Source organism: Arthrobacter terricola (assembly GCF_004354015.1).
GTDB lineage: Bacteria > Actinomycetota > Actinomycetes > Actinomycetales > Micrococcaceae > Arthrobacter > Arthrobacter terricola.
Genome location: NZ_SMRU01000042.1, coordinates 25,684 through 33,682 on the forward strand (window position 1 = coordinate 25,684; position 7,999 = coordinate 33,682).

Consider the following 7,999-nt stretch of genomic DNA (forward strand, 5'->3'; position numbering starts at 1 on the left):
GCCGTATTGGTCTACTCCTGGGTCGGAAAGCCCCCAGACGAAAATCAGCATAGGAGTCAGCATGCCCATCGCAACCCCAGAGATTTACGCCGAGATGATCGACCGCGCGAAGGCCGGCGGATACGCGTTCCCGGCAGTCAACGTCACCTCGTCGCAGACCCTGAACGCCGCGATCCGCGGTTTTGCGGAGGCAGAGTCGGACGGCATCATCCAGGTTTCCACCGGTGGTGCGGCCTACTGGTCGGGCGCTTCCGTGAAGGACATGGTTGCCGGTTCCCTCGGCTTCGCTGCATTCGCCCGCGAAGTCGCCAAGAACTACAACGTGAACATCGCCCTGCACACGGACCACTGCCCGCAGGACAAGCTGGACAGCTTCGTCCTCCCGCTCCTGGCTGCGTCCGAGGAAGCCGTCAAGGCCGGCAAGGACCCCATCTTCAACTCGCACATGTGGGACGGCTCGCACGAGACCCTGACCGACAACCTGCGCATCGGCCGCGAACTCCTCCAGCGCGCAGCTGCCGCGAAGATCATCCTCGAGGTTGAAATCGGCACGGTCGGCGGCGAGGAAGACGGCGTCGAGAACGAGATCAACGAGAAGCTCTACACCACCACCGAAGACGCCCTCGCCACCATCGAAGCCCTCGGTGCCGGCGAGAACGGCCGCTACCTCACCGCCCTGACCTTCGGCAACGTCCACGGCGTCTACAAGCCGGGCAACGTCAAGCTGCGTCCGGAACTGCTCAAGCAGATCCAGGCCGAAGTCGGCGCCAAGATCGGCAAGGACTCCCCGTTCGACCTCGTCTTCCACGGCGGCTCCGGCTCCAGCGAGCAGGAAATCGCCGACGCCGTTTCCTACGGTGTCATCAAGATGAACATCGACACCGACACCCAGTACGCCTTCACGCGTCCGGTTGCCGGCCACATGTTCTCGAACTACGACGGCGTGCTGAAGATCGACGGCGAAATGGGCAACAAGAAGACCTACGACCCCCGCGTCTGGGGCGCTTCGGCCGAAGCCGGCATGGCCGCGCGCATCGTCGAGGCCGCCAAGCAGCTCGGTTCGGTCGGCAAGACGTTCTAATGTCCGACGAGTTCCGTAAAAGCCTGATCGGTCCGGAGCCCACCCTCCTGCCTGCCGAGACCGAGGTCTACCAGCACCTCGCCTTGGGGCAGGAAGCCGTGGACCTCGTGGCCAAGCACCCCACGTCCTCGCTGCTCTGGGCGATCCTTGCCGAGGAGGCCTGGGCTGACGGCCGGACCATCGATTCGTACGCATATTCCCGCGTGGGTTACCACCGCGGCCTGGACGCCCTGCGACGCAACGGTTGGCGCGGCGTCGGGCCCATCCCGTGGGAACACGAACCCAACCGGGGCTTCCTGCGGGCGCTTTACGCGCTTGGCCGGGCGTCGGCGGCGATCGGCGAGTCCGACGAGCCGGAGCGGATCGAGAAGTTCCTGAACGACTCCGACCCCGCGGCGAAAGCAGCGATCGAGGGCTGAGTCTCCCGGGCAAAGAAAAGCTACGCACGACGGCGGCTGCTCACCAAGGTGGGCAGCCGCCGTCGTGCGTTAATCCCCGGAGTTTGTGTACAGATCCCGCCCGTTAAAACGGCTTTTAAGGGGTGTTAACTGTACACAAACTCGAGTGGCGGGGTCAGGCTTTGGCGACACCTGTGCGCGCCATGGCCTCAGCGTAAGCCGCGTGGATCGCGTCCAGGTACTCCTGCTGGCGCGCGGGTGAGCCGGCGAAGGAGCGTCCGCCGAGGGACCGCACCTTGAAGGTCTTGAAGCCGCGGCGGTGGATGCTCTGCGGCGCGGCCTTCATAAGCTGGTCTGCGAGCCGGTGCGCCTCGTTGCCGTGGGCCACCAGCGCCGAAGTGCGCGGGGCGATCGCGAGCAGGCGCAGGAGCGGCTTGAGGCCTTCGGTGATGTTGGCCGGGGTCAGCTTGCCCGGTTCGCCGTTCGGCTCGATCCACGGGTAAACGTTCCACGGGATGATCAGTTCCGGCCGGAGGCCGAGTTGCCACTGCATGCCGAGCATGCGGGTGCTGGCTTCTGCGTCGCCAGGGGCGATGAAGCCGGAGCCGGAAGTGGTGCGGCTATTGGAAAACAGGCTGATGATGCGGCATTCATCGATGTTGTGGGCGGGATCCACGTACAGGACCTCGCTGCCCGGCTTCATTTCCTTGAGGGAGTCGCAAAGTGCGGTGACCTCGGCGATATGGGGTTCGAACCGTCGGTTCCAGAGTTTCTGTTCGGGTGATTCAGTCGCCAGGTCTTGCATCTGCGCTTGGGTCTCCTACATATCGCGGGCGCACGTCACCTGCCGGGAGCGAACGCGCGCGACCGATTCGATGGGGTGCTGTTGGGGGCTGGTTAACTGTACCGGAACGGGCGATGGCGTGCTGGTGAATCGGGTCATATGTGGCAGGGCTCCCGACGGCGGAAGCTGGCTTCCGCCGTGACCTGGGGGACAGGCGGTCGCCAGGCGGTTAAATGCGAGCGGCACCGCCCCGTTGGTCTGGGGCGGTGCCGCTGCGGTTTTGTTACTGCTCGTCGTCTCCCTTGCCGCGGGAAACCACGGTGCCGTTCGACTCATTCAGGATGAGCTTGATGTCCCGCTGGTTCTCGAAGTTGAACATCGCCTTGATGGACCCGGCCGTCGCATCCGCGGACCCGTCCCTGAGCTGGCCCGTGTGCCAGTTGTCTTCGATGAAGCGGAGGATCGACGACTGCGTGGTTTGCGTGTGGTCCACGTAGTTCTTCTTCGCGAAGGGCGAGATCACCACGAGCGGTTGGCGCGGGCCGGGACCGCAGCGGTCCGCGTAGCCCCCTGCCATGGGAACGCCCTGGTTGTACGCGTTGAGGCACCACGCGGCGTCGTCACTGGTGTTCGAGGAGTTCTTCACGCCGGCTGCGACGTGGTCGTACCAACCATCGGAGTCATCGTAGGCGAGGATGACGGCGGTGCTATTCCAGTTCTTCGAGTTCTGGATGGCGTTTACCTGCTGCGTGATGAACTTCTGCTCGTCCAGCGGGTCGGAGTAGCCTGCGTGGCCGTCTTGGTAGCTTCCGGCCTTGAGGAAGGAGACGGCCGGCATGGTGTCCGAGTTGACCACCTTCGCGAAGTCCGTGGTGTCGTACTGGTGGTTGGCCTGGCCGTCGTGCCCGATCTCGGCCATGCTGGCCGGGGCGAGGTGGTGCGGGTTGGCCGTCGACTGGTAGTACTGGAACGGCTCGTGGTGCGGGCTGTAGTCCGTTACTGTGGCGCCCGCGATGTTGGTGTGGGTGGCCTGGCAAGCCGCCGGAGTGGTGGTCGTGGCCGCCGTCGTGGGGGCAAAGCCGCCTTGGAACCAGCCCCAGCTGACTCCCTTGTCGTTGAGCAGGTCGCCGATGTTCTTGCCCTGCATGCCGGCCAGGTTGTTCTTGCTCGCGTGGCTCTTGTTGGAGCAATCGTCGTAGACCGGATCCGGGTCCTCGGTCATCGTGCCCACGCCGTTGGCATCCGGGAACTTGACGGTGTAGTCGCTAGCCGCCGGCTTGACGGGCTGTCCGGTGGCGGTGAACTCCGTGACGCCGTGGGTCTGGCCGGACACCAGGTTGAGCGCACCGGGGCTGGACGGGCCGAAGGTGGTGCTGAAGTGGGAGTCGCTCATGGCGAAGTTCTGGGCGTAGTTCCAGATTCCGGTGACAGTGTTGCCGTCGTAGTAGTCCATGGTGAGCCCGGGGCGGCCGAACTGGCCGCCGGTGCAGGCGTCCATGCTGGTGTTTTGCACGAACTTGTCCATCAGGCCGCCGTTGTAGGCCTTTTGCTCAGCGGTGTATTCGTGGTCCTGGTCGCACGTGATGGCCTGGGACGGGCTGAGGCGCCCGGGCTGGACGGAGTTGGGATTGTTCGGCGCGAGCAGGTTGTCGTGTGCCAGGGTGGCGATGTTCTTCGGCGTGTTCTTGGCCGCCGTGAAAATCGGGGCCGCAATGCCGGTGCCTTGCTGCGTCTCACCGGCGGTATTGGCGGCCTGCGGGTACGTCGCGAAGTAGTGGTCGAAGGAGACGTTTTCGCCGAAAATCACCACGACGTGCTTGATGGGGGTCGTGGTCCCGCCGTGGTCGTCGTTGGCCGAAGCCGGGGTCATGCCGAAACCGATCATCCCCGCGGCGATCGTGGATACGGCAAGGCTTCCGACGCCGGCCGTCGAGAGCAGGCGTTTGGTGTGCTTTCTCATGAAATTCCCTTCAGAAACACGGGCAATGCCGGGCCACTGCATGGCGGCTTTGGTGTTGGTTGGGGTAAAGATCCACAAAGAATGTAGTCCCGTGTTTTGGGCCCCAAGGCCGATTTGGGCGTCCGCGACGCACTGTTTGGAAAGAGTTCACGTTCCGATCACGGTCTGCGGATGGCGATGGCCTGTCTTGTCCGGTTCCTTGATTTGCGTGTTCAACCGCGCGCTGCCGGTGTGACAACTGGACTTCGGGCCCTATCGGCTAAACTTGGCTGGTAAGAGCCCCGGAACTCTTGCTGATCCCGCCGGTGAACTTTTGCGAAAGTCTCCGGTCCGGGCCGATGGCTTCGGGGCGTTCTCATGTGGCGTTGAGTCCTGGCGATCCCGTCAGGACCGGCCCGAAAGAATGGGGGAGGATCCCATGCCAGCTATCGTGATCGTCGGAGCCCAGTGGGGCGATGAAGGCAAAGGCAAAGCAACCGACCTGCTTGGTGGCCGCGTCGACTACGTGGTCAAGCCGAACGGCGGCAACAACGCCGGGCACACCGTCGTCGTTGGCGGTGAGAAGTACGAGCTCAAGCTCCTTCCCGCCGGTATCCTGAGCCCCAACGCAATTCCGATCATCGGCAACGGCTGCGTGGTTAACCTCGAAGCACTGTTCCAGGAGATCGACGGCCTGGAAGCCCGCGGCGCGGACACGTCCCGTTTGCGTGTCTCGGCGAATGCGCACCTTGTGGCGCCGTACCACCAGGTCCTGGACAAAGTTACTGAGCGTTTCCTCGGCAGCCGTGCGATCGGCACGACGGGACGCGGCATCGGCCCGGCCTACATGGACAAGGTGGCCCGTTTGGGCATCCGCGTCCAGGACGTCTTCGACGAATCGATCCTCCGCCAGAAGGTTGAAGGTTCGCTGCGCCAGAAGAACGAGCTCCTGGTGAAGGTCTATAACCGCCGCAATGTTGTGGTGGACGAGATCGTGGAGTACTTCCTGTCCTTCGCGGAGCGCCTGCGGCCGCTCGTCATCGACAGCACACTGGTCCTCAACAACGCCCTGGACGAGGGCAAGGTGGTCCTCATGGAAGGCGGCCAGGCCACGTTCCTCGACGTCGACCACGGTACCTACCCGTTCGTGACGTCTTCCAACCCCACGGCGGGCGGCGCGTCGGTCGGTTCGGGCATCGGCCCCACCCGTATTTCGCGGTCCATCGGCATCATCAAGGCCTACACCACCCGTGTTGGCGCCGGCCCGTTCCCCACGGAACTCTTTGACGAGATGGGCGTGTACCTGCAGAAGACCGGCGGCGAGTTCGGCGTGAATACCGGCCGTCCGCGCCGCTGCGGTTGGTACGACGCCGTGCTGGCGCGCCATGCGTCGCGCGTCAACGGATTCACGGACTACTTCGTGACCAAGCTGGATGTGCTCACCGGCATTGAGCAGATCCCCGTGTGCGTCGCTTACGACGTCGACGGCGTCCGCCACGACGAAATGCCCATGACACAGACCGAGTTCCACCACGCGGTACCGATCTTCGAGTACTTCGACGGCTGGACCGAGGACATCACGGGCGCCAAGACCTTGGAAGACCTCCCGGAGAACGCCCGCAACTATGTGCTGGCACTCGAGAAGTTGTCCGGCACCCGCTTCTCCGCGATCGGCGTCGGCCCGGACCGTGACCAGACCATCGTGGTGCACGACCTCATCGAGGACTAGCCCCGAACCCCTCCTCCTCCGGGAGTTTGTGTACACCTCGCACCCCTTAAGACGCTTCTTAACGGGTGCGAGGTGTACACAAACTCGATTGGGTGGGAGGGGCTCAAAAAGTTTTTTGAAAATCGCGTAACCCTTTCGCGTGCACCGGCGATTACCTCTTTGAAAGCCGAGCTGAAATTTGTCCCCCATCATGTTTCAGCTCGGCTTCTCACGTCTGAAGGGTTCCGTGGATGTACAAAGTCCGGGACGAGCGATGCTCCGGAAGGAATGGCCTGTCCTTGGGCTTCGTCGGTGCAACGGCTAGGCTAAAGGGCGTTGCCCGGTCGTACGGCCTTTCGGAGGCAACACGGATCTTGCATGATCCCGGATATGTGTTCCCCACCGAAAGCCACGTTCCCGTGACCGACGTCTTGACCGATGCAACCTTGCTTGCCTTGAAGGGCTACCAATCCGGCCTGTTCAGCGCTATCTACCAAGCCCTGGCCGGACAAGTCCTCGGTTACTTGAAAACCAAGGGCGTCTCGGATCCGGAAGCCGTGACCCAAGACGTCTTCCTCGCCGTCCTGCCCCGCGTCGAAACCGTCACTGGCGGCGTCAGCGGACTGCGGACGTTCGTATTTTCGGTTGCCCACGCCCGGATGGTGGACGACCACCGCCGGCAGAGCAGGACGCCGGAGCACCACGAATTTGAAGCCGAGCGTGACACGCGCCAGTCGAATTCCGCCGAAGCCGAAGCGATGGACCGCGTGGCACCCGGCGAAGTCCTGGCCCTGCTGGATCTCCTGGGGGAGGACCAGCGAGAAGTGCTGTCGCTCCGAATCGTTGCCGGCCTGACCGTGGAGCAAGTCGCCGACATCATGGGGAAAAGCCAGGGCGCGATCAAGCAGTTGCAACGCCGGGCATTGAATGCGCTTCGCGAGCACTCGGTAGTAAAGGAATACGTGGCCCCATGACGCGCTGGGAAATGAATGACGTCGACCGCGATGCGATCGTCCTCGAACTGATGCTCGACGCCGGTCTCACCGACGTGCCCGAGGTCGCCGGGGCCCTGACGGGGCTTGGATCTTTTGCCGCCGTGCCTGCGCCCGCTCCTGCCGGTGCGCTTGCCGCCCTGATCAACGGGGCCGGCACCGTCGGCGCGCCCGGCTTGGCGGAGGCACTTCCCGACGACGAACTCGCCAAGCGGCGGCGCTCACGTAAGCACCGCCCGGTGGTCATCGGTGCCGCTGTCCTGGCAGCCATGGGCCTCGGCGTCGGGGGAGTGGCGGCAGCGAGCGGCGGCTTCAGCAAGGGAGCTCCGGAGTTCATGCAATCCCTTATCTCCGGCTGGGAACCCGCCTGGACTTCCGCGCCGCCGTCGTCGGTTCCTTCCGCCCCGGTCAACGACGCCGCCAAGGTCGCCACCCTACCGGCGACCCCGCTCCCGACCGTGCCCGCCGTGGCTCCCGCGCCTTCAGCCCCGGCCGTTCCGGAAAAGGCGCCATCGCCCAAAATCGAGGACGCGGGGAACCAGTCCCAGGGCGGCACGGACGCCGCCGGCGACGCGCAGCAGGACTCAAAGCAGCTCCCCGACCCGCCGAAAATGGCTGGCACCGACCTGAATTCCGATTCCCAAGGAGCGCTCAAGGGGGTCACTGACACCTTGCCGAAGGTGCTTGGCAAGGATCTCAAGGCCGGAATCCCGCAGGTGCTCCAGGGCACCCAAGGGAGCCAGAACAACGGGGCAGCTGATTCGCAGGGAAGCACGCTGCGCTGGATCCTCGGACTGGCGCACTGATATGTAGTTCTGGTTGTCAAGAGTGCATGGATGAGCGGCTCCTGGGTGTTGTTCCGGGAGCCGCCCATCGCGTACCGGCCGGTTGTGGTGTGGTGCTGGCGAGTCGTTTCTTCCGACTGCAGTGTCAGGCTGACATTCGCGGGTTGGTTACCGCATGACGACTTGTTCGGCTGGAGCCTTATCGGTGTCTAAGATCGAGCGTCGACGGCTTGGGCTGTCTGCTCATAGTGCGTTCCCGAGTTAGCTCCGGGTGCTGCCATCGCACTTCGGTCATGTCCCGGCCGGCCGTTC

At 64.0% G+C, this 7,999-nt stretch carries 7 protein-coding genes; 5 read left to right on the forward strand and 2 right to left on the reverse strand.

Translation table 11 applies throughout. The features are described from left to right. Window positions 1-49 precede the first annotated feature (49 nt). Complete coding sequence (gene fbaA / locus E1809_RS23485; protein ID WP_268908734.1) at window positions 50-1,081, forward strand: class II fructose-bisphosphate aldolase; 1,032 nt, start codon at window positions 50-52, stop codon at window positions 1,079-1,081. Further along, window positions 1,081-1,500, forward strand: a complete 420-nt coding sequence (locus tag E1809_RS23490) for a DUF3151 domain-containing protein (protein WP_133206659.1) — start codon at window positions 1,081-1,083, stop codon at window positions 1,498-1,500. Before fbaA ends, E1809_RS23490 begins: the two co-directional genes overlap by 1 nt. Window positions 1,501-1,654: 154 nt before the next feature. On the opposite strand, the gene E1809_RS23495 is transcribed toward E1809_RS23490, so the two are convergent. Together E1809_RS23495 and E1809_RS23500 are read right to left on the reverse strand one after the other, a co-directional pair. Continuing rightward, window positions 1,655-2,284, reverse strand: coding sequence for a uracil-DNA glycosylase family protein (locus E1809_RS23495; RefSeq protein WP_133206660.1), 630 nt, complete (start codon window positions 2,282-2,284; stop codon window positions 1,655-1,657). A gap of 262 nt (window positions 2,285-2,546) precedes the next feature. Then, the gene (locus E1809_RS23500) at window positions 2,547-4,223 is read right to left on the reverse strand and encodes a phospholipase C (protein WP_133206661.1); all 1,677 of its coding nucleotides are present in this window, start codon (window positions 4,221-4,223) and stop codon (window positions 2,547-2,549) included. 418 nt (window positions 4,224-4,641) lie between these two features. On the opposite strand from E1809_RS23500, the gene E1809_RS23505 reads away from it, so the two are divergent. The 3 genes from E1809_RS23505 (at window position 4,642) to E1809_RS23515 (ending at window position 7,708) form a co-directional block, all read left to right on the forward strand. Further along, window positions 4,642-5,931: an adenylosuccinate synthase gene (locus tag E1809_RS23505; RefSeq protein ID WP_133206662.1), complete on the forward strand. Its 1,290-nt coding sequence runs from the start codon at window positions 4,642-4,644 to the stop codon at window positions 5,929-5,931. Window positions 5,932-6,329: 398 nt separating this feature from the next. Beyond that, a complete protein-coding gene (locus E1809_RS23510) occupies window positions 6,330-6,884 on the forward strand; it encodes an RNA polymerase sigma factor (protein ID WP_133206669.1) in 555 nt (184 codons plus the stop codon). Then, a complete protein-coding gene (locus tag E1809_RS23515; protein WP_133206663.1) occupies window positions 6,881-7,708 on the forward strand; it encodes a hypothetical protein in 828 nt (275 codons plus the stop codon). The genes E1809_RS23510 and E1809_RS23515 overlap by 4 nt, the downstream gene beginning before the upstream one ends. Window positions 7,709-7,999: the final 291 nt, after the last annotated feature.

Coding starts and splice junctions, on each gene's coding strand:
- E1809_RS23490 (WP_133206659.1), top strand. CDS start 1,081: ATGTCCGACGAGTTCCGTAAAAGCCTGATCGGTCCGGAGCCCACCCTC.
- E1809_RS23505 (WP_133206662.1), top strand. CDS start 4,642: ATGCCAGCTATCGTGATCGTCGGAGCCCAGTGGGGCGATGAAGGCAAA.
- E1809_RS23495 (WP_133206660.1), bottom strand. CDS start 2,284: ATGCAAGACCTGGCGACTGAATCACCCGAACAGAAACTCTGGAACCGA.
- E1809_RS23500 (WP_133206661.1), bottom strand. CDS start 4,223: ATGAGAAAGCACACCAAACGCCTGCTCTCGACGGCCGGCGTCGGAAGC.
- E1809_RS23515 (WP_133206663.1), top strand. CDS start 6,881: ATGACGCGCTGGGAAATGAATGACGTCGACCGCGATGCGATCGTCCTC.